This is a genomic window from Ancylobacter sp. WKF20, from assembly GCF_029760895.1.
Lineage (GTDB): Bacteria > Pseudomonadota > Alphaproteobacteria > Rhizobiales > Xanthobacteraceae > Ancylobacter.
This window is the reverse complement of record NZ_CP121679.1, coordinates 948707-965556: the sequence shown is the minus strand read 5'-3', so window position 1 is coordinate 965556 and position 16850 is coordinate 948707. Positions and strand designations below refer to the sequence as shown.

Below are 16850 nucleotides of genomic sequence, written 5' to 3'. Positions count from 1 at the left end.
CCTGCTCGTTTCAGACGTGTTTGCGGCCGCCGACCCCGGACCGGTCGAGGAACCATTCGTCCGGGTACGGGTACCACCAGTCATGAATCTGCGGCTTGTGGTCCATGACGACCATCTTGGAGCGGCGGAACGCGTCGAGCCCCTGCCGGCCCAGTTCGCGGCCCATGCCGGACGCTTTCCAGCCGCCGAAGGGCAGCGCGTCATTGTCGATCATCGGGTTGTTCACCCAGACCATCCCGGCCTCCAGCCGCTCGGACGCCTCGATGGCTTCTTCCAGCGACGTGGTGAAGATCGAGGCGCCCAAACCGAACGGGCTGTCATTGGCGGCGGTGATCGCCGCGTCGAAATCCGCCACGCGGCAGACCGCGACGACGGGGCCGAAGGTCTCCTCGTGCAGGATCTCCATCTCGGGCGTGCAACCGGTGAGGATGGTCGGCTCGTAGAACCAGCCGGTCTCCAGCCCCTCCGGGATACGCCCGCCGCATGCGACCGTCGCGCCCTTGGCGACCGCGTCGGCGACGAGGCGCATCACCTTGTCCCGCGCGGCCTTGGAGACCAGCGGGCCGAGTTCGTTCTTCTCCAGCCCGTTGCCGATGCGCAGGCGCTTGGTCTCGCGCACGAAGGCTTCGATAAAGGCATCGTGGATGGCATCGACGGCATAGATCCGCTCGGTCGAGGTGCAGACCTGCCCGGACATGTGGAAGGCACCGGTGACCGCGCCCGCCGCCGCCACATCGATGGGGGCCGAAGCGGCAATGATCATCGGGTCGGAACCGCCGGCCTCGATCACCGCCGGTTTCATCCGCGCCGCCGCCGCCATGGCGACCGCGCGCCCGCCCGCCACCGAGCCGGTGAAGGCGACGGCATGGGTGCGGTCGCTGTCCACCAGCGCCTTGCCGACCTCCGCCCCGCCCGGCAGGCAGGCGACGAGGCCTTCCGGCAGACCGTCAAACACCTTCATGAATTCCAGCGTGCACAGCGTCGTCGCCTCGGCCGGCTTGACGATGCAGCCATTGCCGGCGGCGAGCGAGGCCGCGACCGTCCAGCACATCAGCAGGATCGGGAAGTTGAACGGCATGATGTGGACGGAGACGCCCAGCGCCTCGTAGCGCGCATATTGCGTCGAGCCGATCTGCGTCGTGCCGGCGATCTTGCCGGCATCGTCGCGCGCCATCTCGGCGTAATAGCGGAAGATCGGCGCGACATTGGCGAGTTCGCCGATGGCCTCGGGATAGGGCTTGCCCATCTCCCGGCTCATCAGAATGGCGCAGTCGGTGAAATCAGCCGCCTCGATGCGATTGGCGAGCGCGTGCAGCGCCTTGGCGCGGCTCTTGGCGTCGGTGCGGTTCCACAGCTTCTGCGCCGCGTTGACGCGCGCCAGAACCGCCGCGATCTCCTCGCTGGTCACCTCGACACGGCGGCCGACCTCCTCCAGCGTCGCCGGGTCGATCACCGCATGGGTGACACCCATGGAGGGGTGCAGGCCGGGGCTCAGATAATAGCGCGGGGCGGCGAGATCGGCGGGAGTGAAATCGGGCATGCGAAGTTCCTTCATGCCGGCGCGCGGGTAGCGGCCAGCCGGGACGCCAGTGCCTCGCCGCGCGCGCGCCAGTCGGGCAGCACCTCGGCAAGGAAGTCGGCGATGGATGTGAGGTTGGCTGCTTCAAGCGCCACTTCCAGCTGACCGAGCACACGCGTCAGCCAGGTGAGGTAATGCGCCTTGCCGTCGCGCTGACAGAGCCGCACGAAGACGCCCGCGATGCGGGCATGGCGCTGCGCGCCCATCAAATGATAGCGCGCGCGGATCGCCCGCGCCTCGGCCTCATCGCCCGCCAGCGCGCCGATGTAGCGGTCCAGCATCGCCTCTTCGAGACCGGGGGCGAGGTCGCGCCGGGCATCCTGCAGCAGCGAGACGAGGTCATATTCGCGCGGGCCGCGCACGGCGTCCTGAAAGTCGAGCAGGCCGCAGCGGGCGACGCCGTCGCGCCCGTCGAGTTCCATCAGGTTGTCGACATGGAAATCGCGCAGCACCAGCGCCTCCTGCCGGCCATAGAGCGGGGCGAGCGCCGCGTCCCAGAGCTCAAGGAACCGCGCGGTGAAGGCGGCGCGGTCCAGCTCCGGCGCCAGCGCCGGGGCGAACCAGTCGCAGAACACGGTGAGTTCGGTGAGCCAGACATCGCGATCATAAAAGGGCTGCGAGACCGCCGCCCCCTCGGGCGATTGATGCAGATGCGCCAGTGCGTCGATGGCGAGGGCGTAGAGTTCCTCTTCCGAGCGACCGGCCTTAAGGCGGCGCGCATAGGTGGCGTCGCCCCAATCCTCGATCAGCGCGAGGCAATGGACAGGGTCCGCCGCCTCGACGCGCGGCGCCGACAGGCCGAGCCCGTTCAGATGCCGCGCGACGCGGATATAGGAGGCAAAACCCTCCGGGTCGGTGCGGTCCTCCATCAGCAGAAGGCCCGCCGCCGGCAGCCGGTAGTAGCGGCGCGCCGAGGCATCGCCCGGCAGCGCCATGAGCGGCACGCCGGCCTGCCCGTGGCGCGCCAGAAAGGTCACGCCGGGGGGATCCAGCCGCACGGCCGGACCGGTCTCCATGCTGAGGGGGACGGCCACGCTCATCGGATCATGTAGACCTTCTTGATGGTCTCATGGACCGTGCAGACGCCCTTCCAGTCCTTCGGGAAGAAGGCGGCGGTGTCCGGGGTGATCTCGATCACCTCGCCGCTCTCATGCACATAGGTGCAGCGCCCTTCGAGGAAGTGGCAGAACTCGTCGGAGGTGACGTGGCACTCCCACTTGCCCGGTGTGCAGATCCACAGGCCGCATTCGGACTGGCCGTTCGGGCCCTTGTGGATCACCTGGCCGGAGACGTGGGACTGGCCCTCGATCATGGTCGGGATGATGCCCCAATCCACGACATCGGTGACGGAAAGCGGCTTCTTCATCAGGGGGGTCGCGGTCATTTGTGTCACTCAAGCCAGCATGTAGATGTTGCGGATGGTCTCGATCACCTCGGCCTCGCCCTCATAGCCGCCGGGGAAGACGACGCAGGTGCCGGCCTCCACCTCGGTGACCTCGCCGGTGACGGCGGTGTAGCGGGCGCGGCCCGCGACGAAGTGGCAGAACTCGTCGCGCGGCACGGAGATTTTCCAGCGTCCGGGGGTGCAGACCCAGATGCCGGTCTCCGGCGAGTTGCCCGGCCCCTTGAAGAGCAGGCGGCCGGTGGAGTGCGAGGCGCCCTCGATGGAATCGGGCTGCGCGCCCCAGTCCACCAGGTCGTCATAGGTCGTGGCGCCATGGATGTGCGGCGCGGAGCTTTTCAAATTGGTCATGGCGGTCACACCAGAGCGGCGAGCAGGCGCGCGGCCTTCTTCGGGCCCTCGCAGCTCTGCATATGGGCGGAGGTGGCGGCGAGCTTGGCCTTGATCGCCGGATCGGTGAGGCAGGCCTCGATCTTGGCGATCAGCTCCTCGTCGGTCCAGTCATAGCGCTCGGAACGGAAGCCATGGCCGGTTTCCTCGACGCGCATGGCGTTGTCATGGCCGTCCCAGACATAGGGCATGATGATCGCTGGCTTGCCGAAATAGAGGCACTCGGTGAACGAGTTGTTGCCGCCGTGATGGATGACGGCATCGACCTGCGGGATCACCGAGGGCTGCGGGAACCAGCTCGCAAGCGCCACATTCTCCGGCACGTCCGTGTAGCTCGCGAGATAATCGCCGACATTGACCAGCGCGCGGTAACGGGTCTTGCCGACCAGCGCGATGAGGCGCTTCAGCAGCTCGGTGTCGCCCGAGCCGAGCGAGCCGAAGGAGATGTAGAGCAGCGGGCCGTCATTGTTCTTGGCGAAGGTCGGCACGGTGTAGGGCTCGTCCTTGCGCACGCAGCCTTCCAGATACTGGAAGCGCGCCGGGTCGAGCGGCACCGCGCGCTTGTACTTGGCCTGCTCGGGATAGAGCAGCAGGTTCAGATAGGGCGAAGCCTCGAAGAACTGGCCGAGCGGATAGGCCGCTTCGCCATTCTCGGCGAGGAAGGCGTTGAACGCGTCATGGATCGGCTTGATGACGGCGTTGAACTTCGCCCGGAAGGCGGCGTGGCCCTCATGGTCGTTCTCGCCGAGCCCCGAGAGATGCGGCGGAATCGCCTCATCCTCGATCTCGTTCTCCGAGCAGGAGATGATGCGCACCCACGGCACGCCGAACTGCTTGATGGCCGGGAACAGGATGACGTTATCGACCGCGATCACATCCGGCTTGATGCGCGCGAGCACGCCCGGCAGATCCTTCTGCGCCCATGTGGCGCTGGAGACGATCGCCTCCCAGCATTCCCGGACATAGTTGTCGAGCTGGTCGATCGGCTTCTTCGAGAAGTTCGGGATGTGACCGTTGATGAAGTCCTCCCAGAACTTCGCCATCTGCTCGGGCGGCATCGGCTCGGACAGCGCGACCGGGTGCGCCTCGAAGCCATAGCCCTCATAGACCGAGACGAAGCCGGGATCGGACAGGAACACCGCCTTGTGGCCGAGCGCGGTGACCGCCTGGGCGATGCCGACGGAGTTGAGGGCCGGACCGAAGGCCGCTTCGGGGAAGAAGGCGAAGGTCTTCTGTTCCATCGTTTAACCTCTCTGGAAGCGCCTCTTGGCGGGCGCCGGTGGTGTCGTTCGCGGGATCAGCGTCAGGCGGCGAAGATGCGGGTGTCGGCCCGGCTCCAGCCGAGGCTGAGCACGTCGCCGGTGCGGAAGTTGCGCGCCTCCGCCGCATCCGCCGTCACGCGGCAGATCAGCGGCCGGGGGCTCGCCGGGGTCTCGACATGCACCTGCAGGTCGAGGCCGTGATAGGCGGTGGCGAGGATGCGGCCGGAGAGCCTGTTCTCGCAGGCATGGGCGTCGAGCCGCAGCCGCTCGGGCCGCACGGCGGCGACGAGATCTCCCCCCAGCCCGTCGGGAATGTCGGCGCGGATGAGGCTGCCCTCCGCCGCGGTGAGCTTGGCCCCGTCGCGGGTGACGGGAATGACGTTCATCACCCCGATGAACTCGGCAGCGAAGCGGTTGGCCGGGTGTTCATAGACCTCGCGCGGCGGCGCGCATTGCAGCAGCTCGCCATGCTGGAGGATGGCGATGCGGTCGGCCATCACCAGCGCCTCCTCCTGATCGTGGGTGACGATGATGAAGGTGATGCCGAACTGGTGCTGGATGCGCTTCAGCTCCAGCTGCATTTCACCGCGCAGCTTCTTGTCGAGCGCCCCGAGCGGTTCGTCGAGCAGCAGGAGCTGCGGGCGCTTCACCAGCGCCCGGGCGAGCGCGACGCGCTGGCGCTGGCCGCCGGAAAGCTGCTCGGGCTTGCGGCTCGCCAGCGCCGAGAGCTGGATCGTGGCGAGGATCTCGTCCACGCGCTGACGGATCTCGGCGCGCGGCAGCTTCTCCATCTCCAGCCCATAGGCGATGTTCTGCGCCACCGTCATATGCGGGAACAGCGCATAGGACTGGAACATCAGGTTCACCGGCCGGTGGTTCGGCGGCACGTTGGAGATGTCCTGGCCGTTCAGCAGGATCTGCCCGCCGCTCAGCGTCTCGAAACCGGCGAGCATGCGCAGCAGCGTGGTCTTGCCGCTACCGGAGGCGCCGAGCAGGGCGAAGAACTCGTTCTGGCGGATATCGAGCGACACGCCATTGACCGCCCGGACGGAGCCGTAGCGTTTCTCGACGTTGCGCAGGGAAAGCAGGGTCGTCATTGGCCGGGCAGGCCTCCGCGATTGAGCCGCTGCGACAGGGCCAGCGTGACCAGCGAGAAGCCGATCACCAGCGTCGCGAGCACATTGATTTCCGGGGTCACGCCGAAGCGGATCATGGCGTAGATCTGCATCGGCAGGGTGATCGAGGCGCGCTGGGCCCCGGCGGTGAAGAAGGCGATGATGAACTCATCGACCGAGAGGGTGAAGGCGAGCAGCCCACCCGCGATGATGGCCGGCGCCAGCACCGGCAGCACCACGCGGCGCAGCGTCGTCACCGTCGAGGCGCCGAGATCGGCCGAGGCTTCCACGATCGACCAGTCGAAGGATTTCAGCCGCGCCCGCACCACCGCGCAGACAAAGGCGAGGTTGAACACGACATGCGCCATGATGACGGTGTGCAGCCCAAGCCGCACATCGAGCAGCGAGAAGAAGCTGAGCAGCGCGATGGCGAGCACGATGTCGGGGATCACCATCGGCGCGAAGATCAGCGTCTCCAGAACGCGCCCCTTGCGGCGGCGGATCTCGATGCCGATGGCGAGCAGCGTGCCGAGCACGGTCGCGACGAAGGCCGAGACCAGCCCGACGATCAGCGTGTTGCCGGCGGCGCGCAATATGTCCTTGTTGGCGAACAGCGCGCCGTACCATTTCAGCGAGAAGCCGGTCCAGGCAGTCGGCATCCCGCCCGCATTGAAGGACAGGCCGACCAGCACCGAGATCGGGATGTAGAGGAAGGCGAAGACGACGCCGAGGATGAGCAGCATCAGCCGCAGGGTGTGACGGTCAGCCATCGACGCCTCCGCTCGCCTGGCGGCCGGTGGAGGCCCGCTCATTGGCGTAGGTCTGCGCCGTCAGCAGGACCAGCATGACCGCGATCAGCACCATGGAGAGCGCCGAGCCGAAGGGCCAGTCATTGGCGGTGAGGAACTGGGCGTAGACGAGGTTGCCGATCATCTGGAACTGCCCGCCCCCCAGCAGCGCCGGGGTGACGAAATTGCCGATGGAGAGCACGAAGACGAAGACGAAGCCGGTCGCCACGCCCGGCAAGGTGATCGGCAGGATCACCCGGCGGAATGTCGTCCAGCCGCCGGCGCCGAGGTCGCGCGAGGCTTCCGCGATCTCCGGGTTGAGGCGGGAGAGCGGGGCATAGGCGGCGAGGATGACGAAGGGCAGGTAATTGTAGACGAGGCCGAGCACCACGGCGCCTTCGGTGTACAGCATTTGCGGCAGCGCGCCCTCGACGCCGAGCCAGCGGGCAATGGCGACGATCAGCCCCTCCCGGTTCAGCAGCACGATCCAGGCATAGGTGCGCACGAGGTAGTTCGACCAGAAGGGCAGGATGGCGAAGAACAGCAGCGCCGGCTGGTGGCGGCGGGGCATGGCGGCGATGGCATAGGCGGCGGCGTAGCCGACCACGGCCGCGATCGACGCCGCGAGCCCGGCGATCCAGGCCGATTTCAGGAAGATCCGCGCATAGAGCGGATCGAACACCATCGCCACATTCTCGAGCGTGAAGGTATAGTCGATGCCGCCATAGATGCCGCGCCGGAAGAAGGCGAGCGCGAGGATCAGCAGGCACGGCACCACCATGAAGGCGGTGAGCCACGCAAAGGCCGGCGCGACCAGCACGAGGGATTTACGGTCTTGCATCGGGTTCAGGCACCGTCAGGCACGCCGGTAACGGCGCGGTGGAAGGCCGCCCCCGCTTGTGGCGGGAGCGGCGCGATCCGTCGGTCGGGTCAGTTCGCGGCCATGATCTCGGACACGGTGCGCGAATAATCGCGCTGCGCCGCGCCGACATCGCGCAGCTGCTCATGCTTGAGCAACTCGGCCGAGGTCATCGTCATGTTCGGGTACTTCTGCAGCAGCGCCGGGTCGAGACCCTCCATCGCCGCCTTGTTCGGCACCTTGTAGAGGATGTTCTCGGCCGCCCAGCGATGGGTCTTACCGTCCAGCATGGAGTTGATGAAGGCGTAAGCCGCATCCTTATGCTCGGACGCCTTGAGGATCACCATCGTGTCCACCCAGAGGTCGGAGCCCTCCTTGGGGATCACGTACTTGATCTGCGGGTTCTCGGTGATGCCGTAATTGCACCAGCCGTCCCAGGCCTGCACGAGCTGCGCCTCGCCCGACACCAGCTTCGAGTAGAAGGTCGTATCGTCATAGGCGAGCAGGGTCTTCTTGGCGGCGATCAGCAGGTCGCGGGTCTGCTGCAGCTTGGCCTTGTCGGTCTCGTTGACCGAATAACCCTCCGACAGGAAGCCCGCCGCCAGCAGCCAGCGATCGGTCGCCAGCATGGTGGTCTTGCCCTTGAGAGCGTCAGTCGGCTTCAGGAGGTCGTTCCAGGAGGTCGGCGCGGGGGTCAGGTCCGAGCGGTAGCACAGCCCCGTCGTGCCCCAGGTATAGGGCACGGAGAAGGTGTTGCCCTTGTCATGGGCGAGGGTCGTCGCCTCCGGGTAGAGGTTCTTCAGGTTCGGCAGCTTGGAATGATCCAGCTCCTCGGCGAGGCCGAGATTGTGCAGCACCTCGGCGAAGGGCGAGGAGACGAAGACCACGTCATAGCCCTTGCCCTTGGCGGCAATGAGCTTGCCCATGATCTCTTCATTGGTGGCGTGCAGCACCAGCTCGGCGCTGTTGCCGGTGGCCTCGTTGAACTGCTTGATCGCGTCGGGGGCGAGATAGCCGTCCCAGTTCGAGATCACGAGCGGATCCGCGCTCGCGGCAAAGGCGGTGAGGCCCAGAGCCATGCCGGCAATGGCCACCGCACGGCAGGAAATCCCCACCATGGCAAACTCCTGTTGTCCCCCACCAATTCGGTGGTTCTCGGAAGGAAAGCGGTTCTTGATGACCGCTGATTGGGAGAGTACGAATAAGCGGAAAAATACGTCAAACTGTATTCTTGGTTCTTTGGCGAACGTCCCCCGACTCCGGGGTGCCGCCGGGAGGATGCCATGGCCGGACGCCGCCGCGCCGCCCGCCACAACCATGTGTCGCTCGCCCAGCAGATCATCACGCTGGCGCTTGATCGCGGCATGAAGGCCGGCGAGCACATGCCCGAGCAGGCGATTGCCGACGCCTGCGGCGTCTCGCGTACGCCGATAAGATCCGCCTTCAAGATACTGGAAAAGAATAATATTCTAATCTGGAAGGAAGAGGCGGGCTATTTCCTCTCCCAGGGCGCTCAGGATGGACTGAGCGAGGCGAAGGTCGGGGTCGAGGATCTCGAACAGGGCCTGTTCACCCGCATCCTCGCCGACCGCTCCGCCCGCCGCATCGCCGACGTGCAATCCGTCAGCGCCCTCGCCCGGCGGTATTCCGTGTCGCGCGTTGAGGTACTGAATGCGCTAAAAGTACTGGCACGTGACGGTATAGTCACCCAGCTTCCCGGCAGCGCCTGGGCGTTCCAGCCCCTGCTCGACACGCCCCGCGCCATCGCCGAAAGCTTCGCCTTCCGCCTCACGCTGGAGCCGCAGGCGATCCTCACGTCGGGCTTCACGCTCGACCCCACCCGCGCCAGCGCGCTCAGGGCGCAGATGCGCGCCTTTCAGGACCTGCCGGACAGCCGGCTCACCGCCGCCGGCTTCCAGCGCCTCGATATCGACTTCCATGTGATGATCGCGGAAGGCTCGGCCAACCGCTTCGTGCAGGGCACGCTGCTGGCGCATCACCGGCTGCGGCGCATGGCGCAGAAGGAAGCCGCCGCCCCGCCCTTCCGCCAGCGCCAGGCGATGGAGGAACATCTCGACATTCTCGACAGCCTGGAGCGCAACCAGCTTGAGCTTGCCGCCGACCAGATGGTGCTGCATTTGCGTCGCTCGGGGATTCGCCGACCGGAAGCCGCCGGGCGCGGCATGTCCCCGCTGCTGAGAGGCCCGCAACAGGCCGGCGCACGCATCAAAGGAACGGCCTCGTGACCCGCCCACCCGTCATCGCCCTGTTTCCCGAAGCGAGCTTCGGCGCCGCGCTCAACTGCGTCGGCATCGCCCGCGAGCTGGCGGCGCGCGGGGCGGAGCCGGTGTTTCTCTGCCATCCCGGCTTCACCGGCGTGTTCGCCGAATATGGCTTTCGCGAATATCACCTGCAGCCGGAACCGGCGGCGGCGCAGGGGCGCGGGGAGACCTACTGGCAGAATTTCGTCAACACCCACCTCGCCCATTTTGACCTGTCGCCGCTCAACCAGCTCGAGGCCTATGTCGCCCCGACCTGGGAGGCGATCGTCGATACGGTGATCGCGGTCGAGGACTCGCTGGAGGCGCTGCTCGGCCAGATCCAGCCGGACGCGATCCTGCTCGACAATGTCATCATGTTCCCGGCGATCCTGCGGTCGGGGAAACCCTGGGCGCGCGTCGTCTCCTGCGCCGAGACGGAGATCCCCGACCCGCTTGTGCCGCCCTATCTCTCCGGCCTGTCGCCGGAGGATGCGGCGGGCCGCGCGGCGTGGGAGAAGGCGGCGGCCGCGATTCTCAAGCCCGCCCATAACCGCTACAACGCGTTTCGCCGCGCCCGCGGCCTGCGCCCGCTGCCGGCCGGACAATTTCTGGAGAATTCCGACTGGCTGAACCTGCTGCTCGCGCCCTCCGCCGTACGCTATGAGCGCGCGCAGGCGCTGCCGGGGGAGTTGTTCGTCTTCCTGGAAGGCTGCGTGCGCGAGGAAGTGCCGTTCGATCCCCCGCCTTTGCCGGTGAATGAGGGGCCGCTGGTCTATATGAGCTTCGGCAGCCTCGGGGCGATCGACACCGAGCAGATCGGCCGGATGATCGAGGTGTTCGCAAGCTTGCGCGCCCGCTTCTATGTGAATGTCGGCGGCTTCATGGATGCCTATCGCCGGGTGCCGGACAATGTGTTCCTGGGAAGCTGGTTTCCCCAGCCCTCGGTGGTCGCGCAATCCGCGCTGTTCATCCACCATGGTGGCAACAACTCGTTCTGCGAGGCGCTGTTTCACGGCGTGCCCTCGCTGGTCATGCCCTATTGCTGGGACGGCCATGACAATGCCCGCCGCACGCAGGACACCGGCGTCGGCCGCGCCATGCACCGCTCCGACTGGTCGCCGGACGGGCTGCGCGCGACCATCACGGAGCTGCTGGAGGATCACGCGCTGCGGGCGCGGCTGAAGGCGATCTCCGCCCGGATGAAGGCCGATCCCGGCGTCACCCGCGCGGCGGAAGCCGTGCTGACTCGCCTGCCGGTCACGGTGGAGACGGCCTAGCTCTAACCCGGCGCCGCCGTGCTGGCGCGCAGCACCAGCTCCACGGGAAGGATGACATCCTCCGCCGTGTCGGTGCCGGCGATCAGGTCGAGCAGAAGCTGGGCGGCGCGGCGGCCGATGGCCTCGCGCGGCTGGCGGATGGTGGAGAGCGCCGGCGTCATATGGGCGACCAGCTCGATGTCGTCGAAACCCATCACCGAGACATCACGCGGCACGGCGAGGCCGCGATGCTGCACCTCGCCGATGAAGCCGCAGGCCATGGCGTCGCTGGAGAAGGTCATGGCGCGCGGACGTTCCGCCTCCGGCAGAGCGAGCCAGGCCGCCCCGGCGCGACGGCCGGAATCGAGCGAGAAGTCGCCCGGCAGCACCAGCGGCGCCGGCAGGCCATGCGCCTTGAGGGCCTGCTCCGTACCGGCGAGGCGGGCCTGCGTCAGCACATTCTCGGGCGGGCCGGCGACATGGCCGATGTGGCGATGGCCGAGCGCGACGAGATGGTCGACCGCCAGCGCGGCGGCGGCGCGGTTGTCGATCTTCACCCGCGGCGCGGTGAGGCCGGGGATCCATTCGCAGGCCAGCACCAGCGGGATGCGCGGCTCGTAACGCTCGAGCGGAACCGCGCCGTCGAGCACGATCAGCCCGTCCGCCCGGCTCGGCTCGGCATAGCCCAGGATCGATTCCGCGCTCATCGCCCGCGTGTCGGCGATCAGCAGGTTGTAGCTCGCCGGCGCCAGCACGGCCGACATGCCGGCGAGGATTTGCGAGAAGAACGGGTTGGAGAGATCCGGCACCAGCGCCACCACCCCGCCGGTGCGCCGGTGGCGCAGATTGCGCGCGGCGTGGTTCAGCCGGTAGCCCGTGGCGCGGATCGCCTCCTCCACCCGCTGCCGCGTCTCGACTGTCACCACCTCGGGATTGGACAAAACGCGGCTCACCGTCGCCGTCGAGACGCCGGCTAGGCGCGCGACGTCAGCAAGGCGTGGCGTCGCCTGACGCGGAGCAGAGCGGTCAGCCGGTTCGGACGATGGCAGCGGCGGGCGGCGCAGATGGTGTTCCATTAAGCCCTCCATACCCCGCGCGACGGTGCGGCGGCAATCGGGAGCGAGGGGCGCTTGCAATCGATTACAAACTTCCGTTACGCTAGGTGCAACCGATTACAAAAAGCAACGGTTAGGCCCACGCAGCCGGTCGGGAGGACCCATGCGCACGATCAAGGGACCAGGACTCTTCCTGGCCCAATTCCTTGGCGCGGATGCGCCATTCAATTCCTGGGACAGCATCACTCGTTGGGCCGCCGATTGCAGCTATGTCGGCGTGCAGGTGCCGACGAATGATCCCCGCATCCTCGACCTCGATCAGGCGGCCGCCTCACGCGGCTGGTGCGAGGATTGGGCCGGCAAAGGGCGTGAGAACGGCGTCGCCGTCACCGAGCTCTCTACCCATCTCCAAGGCCAGCTCGTCGCGGTCCACCCCGCCTATGACACGATGTTCGACGGCTTCGCGGCGCCCGAGGTGCGCGGCAATCCGGCGGCGCGGCAGGAATGGGCGGTCGAACAGGTGAAGAAGGCGCTCACCGCCTCGCAGAACCTCGGCCTCACCGCCATGGTCAGCTTTTCCGGCGCGCTGGCCTGGCCCTATGTCTATCCGTGGCCGCAACGTCCGGCGGGACTGGTCGAGGAGGCGTTCGACGAGTTGGCGCGCCGCTGGCGCCCGCTGCTCGACCATGCCGATGCCTGCGGCGTCGACATCTGCTTCGAGATCCATCCGGGCGAGGATCTGCACGACGGCGACACGTTCGAGATGTTTCTGGAGCGCGTCGGCGGGCATCCGCGCGCCAAGATGCTCTACGACCCCTCGCATTACGTGCTGCAGCAGCTCGATTATCTCGACCATCTCGACATCTATGCCGAGCGCATCGGCATGTTCCACGTCAAGGATGCCGAGTTCAACCCGACCGGCCGCAAGGGCGTCTATGGCGGCTATCAGAGCTGGGTGAACAGGGCCGGCCGCTTCCGCAGCCCGGGTGACGGGCAGGTGGATTTCGGCGCCATCTTCTCCAAGCTCGCGGCGATGGATTTCGACGGCTGGGCGGTCGTCGAGTGGGAATGCTGCCTCAAGCACCCGGAAGACGGCGCGCGCGAGGGCGCAGCCTTCGTGAAAAGCCACATCATCCGCGTGACAGAGAAGGCGTTCGACGATTTCGCCAGCTCAGGCACCGACCGGGCCGCCAATCGCCGCCTGCTGGGTCTCGACCGATGAGCGCGCCCTCCCCTATTCGTCTTGGCATGGTCGGCGGCGGCACAGGCGCCTTCATCGGCGCCGTCCACCGCATCGCCGCCCGGCTCGACGGCGAGTTCCAGCTCGTCGCTGGCGCCCTCTCCTCGACGCCGGAAAAGTCCCGCGCCTCCGGCGAAGCCTTGGGTCTCGCCCGCGTCTATGACGATTTCAGCGCCATGGCGCGCGCCGAGGCGCGTCGCAAGGACGGCATCGAGGCGGTCGCCATCGTCACGCCGAACCACAGGCACGCCGCGCCCGCCATTGAGTTCCTGAAGCGCGGCATCCATGTGATCTGCGACAAGCCGCTAACCGCGACGCTTGCCGAGGCCAAGCAGCTCGCCGCTGCAGCGGAACGCTCCAAGGCGCTGTTCATCCTCACCCATAATTACACCGGCTACCCGATGGTGCGGCAGGCCCGCGCCATGGTGGAAGCCGGCACGCTGGGCCGGCTGCGGCTGGTGCAGGTGGAATATGTGCAGGAATGGCTGACCGAGGCGGCCGAGAAGCACGGCTCGAAACAGGCCGAATGGCGCACCGATCCGGAGCGCTCCGGCGCCGGCGGGGCGACCGGCGACATCGGCACCCACGCCTATAACCTCGCCTGCTTCGTCTCCGGCCTCATGCCCGAAGCGCTGGCCGCGGACCTCTCGACCTTCGTGCCGGGCCGCGCGCTCGACGACAACGCCCATGTGCTGCTGCGCTTTGAAGGCGGGGCGCGCGGCATGCTGTGGGCGAGCCAGGTGGCGCCGGGCAATGAGAACGGCCTGCGCCTGCGCGTCTATGGCGAGAAGGGTGGGCTGGAATGGGCGCAGGAAGACCCGAACTATCTCTGGTTCACCCCCTTCGGCGAGCCGAAGCGCCGCATCACGCGCAATGGTGCCGGGAGCGGACCGGAAGCGGCGCGGGTCTCCCGCATCCCGCCCGGTCACCCGGAGGGCTATCTCGAAGGCTTCGCCAACCTCTATGCCGAGGCGGCGCGTGCCATCCGCGCGCATCAGGCCGGCGAGCCCGTGCCGGATGAGGTGCTCTATCCCACGCTGGCCGACGGCCTCGCCGGCATGCGGTTCGTCGATGCCTGCGTGCGCTCGTCCCGCCGCAATGCCGCGTGGGTCAGCCTGTGACCGGCGGCGCCGGAGACACGGCGCCGGTGCTGGAACTTGTCGGCGTGCGCAAGAGCTACGGGCCGATCGAGATCCTGCACGGCATCGACTTCGCCCTGCGCGCGGGCGAGGTCCACGCGCTGATTGGCGAGAATGGCGCGGGCAAATCAACCATCATGAAGATCCTCGGCGGGTTTATCCCGCCGAGCGCGGGCGAGGTGCGCCTTGACGGCCGCCCGGCCCCCTATGTGAGCGGCGCGCAGGCGGAAGCTCAGGGCGTCGTCGTCATCCATCAGGAATTCAATCTCGCCCCGGACCTCACCGTGAGCGAGAACATCTGGCTCGGCCGCGAGATCGGCGGCCTGTTCCTCGACCACGCGGCGATGCGCCGGGGCACGCAGGCGCTGCTCGACCAGCTCGACAGCACCATCCGCCCCGATGCCCGCATCCGCGACCTGCCCGTCTCCGACCGGCAGATGGTGGAAATCGCCAAGGCGCTGGCCCGCAAGGCGCGCGTGCTCATCATGGACGAGCCCTCCGCCGTGCTGACCAGCCGGGAGGTAGACATCCTGTTCCGCCAGATCGACCGCCTGCGCGCGCAGGGCGTGGCGCTGCTCTACACCTCGCACCGGCTCGACGAGGTCTCGCGCCTCGCCGACCGCATCACCGTGCTGCGCGACGGCACGGTGGTTCGGCGCGCCATGCGCGGGGAACTCAGCGAGGACGGCATGGCGACCGCCATGGTCGGGCGCGACCTCGAGGACATCTACCCGGCGCGGCGCCACGAGATCGGCGCGATCGCGCTGGAGTTGCGTGGCCTCAACGTCCCGCCGCTGGTCCACGACATCTCCTTCACCCTGCGGCGGGGCGAGGTGCTCGGCATTTCCGGTCTCGTCGGCTCCGGCCGCACCGAACTCGCGGAAGGGCTGGTCGGCCTGCGCCCCGCCAGCGGCACCGTGCTGCGCCATGGTGAGCCCGTCGCGATCCGCTCGGTGCGAGACGCCGCCGCCCATGGCCTCGCCTACCTCACCGAGGACCGCAAGGAGCGCGGCCTGCTGCTCGACAAGACGCTGCGCGAAAACCTCACCCTCGCCGATCTCGCCCGCTTCGGCACGCCCTTCCTTTCGGAAGCCCGCGAGGAAGCCGCGCTGACCAAGGCCATCGCCGATTTCGACATTCGCGCACCGCGCCGGGATATGCGGGTGGGCAATCTCTCGGGCGGCAACCAGCAGAAGTTGCTGCTCGCCAAGACGCTGCTGTCGAACCCCGAGATCGTCATCATCGACGAGCCCACGCGCGGCATCGATGTGGGCACCAAGAGCCAGATCTACGCCTTCATCGACGCGCTGGCGCGGCAGGGGCGCAGCGTCATCGTCATCTCCTCCGACATGCCGGAAATCCTCGGCCTGTCGGACCGCGTGCTGGTGATGCGGCAGGGCCGCCTTGCCGGCGAACTCGCCGGCGAGCGCATCAGCGAGACCGCCATCGTCCGTCTGGTGATGGGCACGTCCGAAGATCTCCGGGAGGAGCCCCTTCATGTCTGATGCCGCCGCGCGCCCGTCCCCCGCTTTGCGCCTGCCGAGCCTCTCCGCCCTCGGCCCGCTGCTGGCGCTGATCCTGCTGGTGCTGCTCGGCGCCTATCTGAACGACAATTTCCTGTCGGCCGGCAACATCACCAACGTGCTCGCTCGCTCAGCCTTCATCGGCATGATCGCGGTGGGCATGACCTTCGTCATCACCTCCGGGGGGCTCGACCTGTCGGTCGGCTCCATGGCCGCCTTCATCGCCGGGGTGATGATCCTCGCCATGAACGCGCTGCTGCCGACCATGGGCGTCGGCGTGCCGCTCATCCTGGTCGGCATGGGCGTGGCGCTCGGCGTCGGACTGCTGGCGGGGCTCGGCAACGGATTGCTGGTGACGCGCGCCGGCATCGAGCCCTTCATCGTCACGCTCGGCACCATGGGCATCTTCCGCTCACTGGTGACCTGGCTCGCCGATGGCGGCACGATCAGCCTCGATTTCGCGGTGCGCCAGCTCTACCGGCCGGTCTATTACTCCGGCCTGTTGGGCATCGCCTGGCCCATCCTCGTGTTCGCCGCCGTCGCCATCGCCGGGCAGGTGGCGATGCGGCACACGCGCTTCGGCCGCTACTGCGAAGCCATCGGCTCCAACGACAAGGTGGCGCTCTATTCGGCGGTGAATGTCGAGCGCATCCGCCTGCTCACTTACGTGCTGCTCGGCCTGCTCGTGGGCCTCGCCACCATCATGTATGTGCCGCGCCTCGGCTCGGCCTCGGGCTCCACCGGCATGTTGTGGGAGCTGGAGGCCATCGCCGCCGTCATCATCGGCGGCACGGCGCTGAAAGGCGGCTATGGCCGGGTCTGGGGCACCGTCGTCGGCGTGCTCATCCTCAGCCTCATCGACAACATCCTGATCCTTGCCGATCTGGTCTCGCCCTATCTCAACGGGGCGATCCAGGGCGTCATCATCGTCCTCGCTGTCGTGCTGCAGCGGGGCAAATCATCCGCCTGAGAGCGGAAAAA

At 67.5% G+C, this 16850-nt stretch carries 16 protein-coding genes; 6 read left to right on the top strand and 10 right to left on the bottom strand.

Translation table 11 applies throughout. The features are described from left to right. Positions 1 to 10: 10 nt before the first annotated feature. The 9 genes from AncyloWKF20_RS04305 to AncyloWKF20_RS04265 form a co-directional block, all read right to left on the bottom strand. Positions 11 to 1471 carry an aldehyde dehydrogenase family protein gene (locus AncyloWKF20_RS04305; protein WP_279317879.1) on the bottom strand — a complete coding sequence of 487 codons (1461 nt, stop codon included), beginning with the start codon at positions 1469 to 1471 and terminating at the stop codon, positions 11 to 13. An 80-nt stretch (positions 1472 to 1551) separates the two neighbouring features. After that, entirely contained in the window at positions 1552 to 2613 is a 1062-nt protein-coding gene (locus AncyloWKF20_RS04300) for a phosphotransferase (protein ID WP_279316682.1), read from the bottom strand. A 2-nt stretch (positions 2614 to 2615) separates the two neighbouring features. After that, positions 2616 to 2963: a cupin domain-containing protein gene (locus AncyloWKF20_RS04295; protein ID WP_250152193.1), complete on the bottom strand. Its 348-nt coding sequence runs from the start codon at positions 2961 to 2963 to the stop codon at positions 2616 to 2618. Between the two features lie 9 nt (positions 2964 to 2972). Beyond that, the gene (locus tag AncyloWKF20_RS04290; protein WP_279316681.1) at positions 2973 to 3332 is read right to left on the bottom strand and encodes a cupin domain-containing protein; all 360 of its coding nucleotides are present in this window, start codon (positions 3330 to 3332) and stop codon (positions 2973 to 2975) included. 5 nt (positions 3333 to 3337) lie between these two features. After that, positions 3338 to 4612 carry a glycosyltransferase gene (locus tag AncyloWKF20_RS04285; RefSeq protein WP_279316680.1) on the bottom strand — a complete coding sequence of 425 codons (1275 nt, stop codon included), beginning with the start codon at positions 4610 to 4612 and terminating at the stop codon, positions 3338 to 3340. Between the two features lie 62 nt (positions 4613 to 4674). Then, positions 4675 to 5730, bottom strand: coding sequence for an ABC transporter ATP-binding protein (locus tag AncyloWKF20_RS04280; RefSeq protein ID WP_279316679.1), 1056 nt, complete (start codon positions 5728 to 5730; stop codon positions 4675 to 4677). Continuing rightward, on the bottom strand, positions 5727 to 6518 hold the full coding sequence (locus AncyloWKF20_RS04275; RefSeq protein WP_279316678.1) for an ABC transporter permease: 792 nt from the start codon (positions 6516 to 6518) through the stop codon (positions 5727 to 5729). The genes AncyloWKF20_RS04280 and AncyloWKF20_RS04275 overlap by 4 nt, the downstream gene beginning before the upstream one ends. Next, a complete protein-coding gene (locus tag AncyloWKF20_RS04270) occupies positions 6511 to 7377 on the bottom strand; it encodes an ABC transporter permease (RefSeq protein WP_279316677.1) in 867 nt (288 codons plus the stop codon). Before AncyloWKF20_RS04270 ends, AncyloWKF20_RS04275 begins: the two co-directional genes overlap by 8 nt. A gap of 89 nt (positions 7378 to 7466) precedes the next feature. Next, positions 7467 to 8513 (bottom strand): spermidine/putrescine ABC transporter substrate-binding protein, encoded by a 1047-nt coding sequence (locus AncyloWKF20_RS04265; protein WP_279316676.1) that lies wholly within the window; start codon positions 8511 to 8513, stop codon positions 7467 to 7469. 165 nt (positions 8514 to 8678) lie between these two features. Between AncyloWKF20_RS04265 and AncyloWKF20_RS04260 the strand changes: the two genes are divergently transcribed. Both AncyloWKF20_RS04260 and AncyloWKF20_RS04255 read left to right on the top strand, forming a co-directional pair. After that, the gene (locus tag AncyloWKF20_RS04260) at positions 8679 to 9641 is read left to right on the top strand and encodes a GntR family transcriptional regulator (protein ID WP_279316675.1); all 963 of its coding nucleotides are present in this window, start codon (positions 8679 to 8681) and stop codon (positions 9639 to 9641) included. Next, complete coding sequence (locus tag AncyloWKF20_RS04255; RefSeq protein ID WP_279316674.1) at positions 9638 to 10933, top strand: glycosyltransferase; 1296 nt, start codon at positions 9638 to 9640, stop codon at positions 10931 to 10933. Before AncyloWKF20_RS04260 ends, AncyloWKF20_RS04255 begins: the two co-directional genes overlap by 4 nt. Before the next feature lie 2 nt (positions 10934 to 10935). Here AncyloWKF20_RS04255 and AncyloWKF20_RS04250 read toward each other — a convergent pair whose 3' ends face one another. Continuing rightward, entirely contained in the window at positions 10936 to 11988 is a 1053-nt protein-coding gene (locus AncyloWKF20_RS04250; RefSeq protein ID WP_279316673.1) for a LacI family DNA-binding transcriptional regulator, read from the bottom strand. 142 nt (positions 11989 to 12130) lie between these two features. On the opposite strand from AncyloWKF20_RS04250, the gene AncyloWKF20_RS04245 reads away from it, so the two are divergent. Genes AncyloWKF20_RS04245 through AncyloWKF20_RS04230 form a run of 4 tightly spaced genes read left to right on the top strand, consistent with a single transcriptional unit; the run spans position 12131 to position 16839 of the window. Continuing rightward, positions 12131 to 13189, top strand: a complete 1059-nt coding sequence (locus AncyloWKF20_RS04245; protein ID WP_279316672.1) for a sugar phosphate isomerase/epimerase — start codon at positions 12131 to 12133, stop codon at positions 13187 to 13189. Next, positions 13186 to 14328, top strand: coding sequence for a Gfo/Idh/MocA family oxidoreductase (locus AncyloWKF20_RS04240; RefSeq protein WP_279316671.1), 1143 nt, complete (start codon positions 13186 to 13188; stop codon positions 14326 to 14328). The genes AncyloWKF20_RS04245 and AncyloWKF20_RS04240 overlap by 4 nt, the downstream gene beginning before the upstream one ends. After that, positions 14313 to 15851 carry a sugar ABC transporter ATP-binding protein gene (locus AncyloWKF20_RS04235; RefSeq protein WP_279316670.1) on the top strand — a complete coding sequence of 513 codons (1539 nt, stop codon included), beginning with the start codon at positions 14313 to 14315 and terminating at the stop codon, positions 15849 to 15851. The genes AncyloWKF20_RS04240 and AncyloWKF20_RS04235 overlap by 16 nt, the downstream gene beginning before the upstream one ends. Next, positions 15844 to 16839, top strand: coding sequence for an ABC transporter permease (locus AncyloWKF20_RS04230; RefSeq protein WP_279316669.1), 996 nt, complete (start codon positions 15844 to 15846; stop codon positions 16837 to 16839). Before AncyloWKF20_RS04235 ends, AncyloWKF20_RS04230 begins: the two co-directional genes overlap by 8 nt. Positions 16840 to 16850 lie beyond the last annotated feature (11 nt).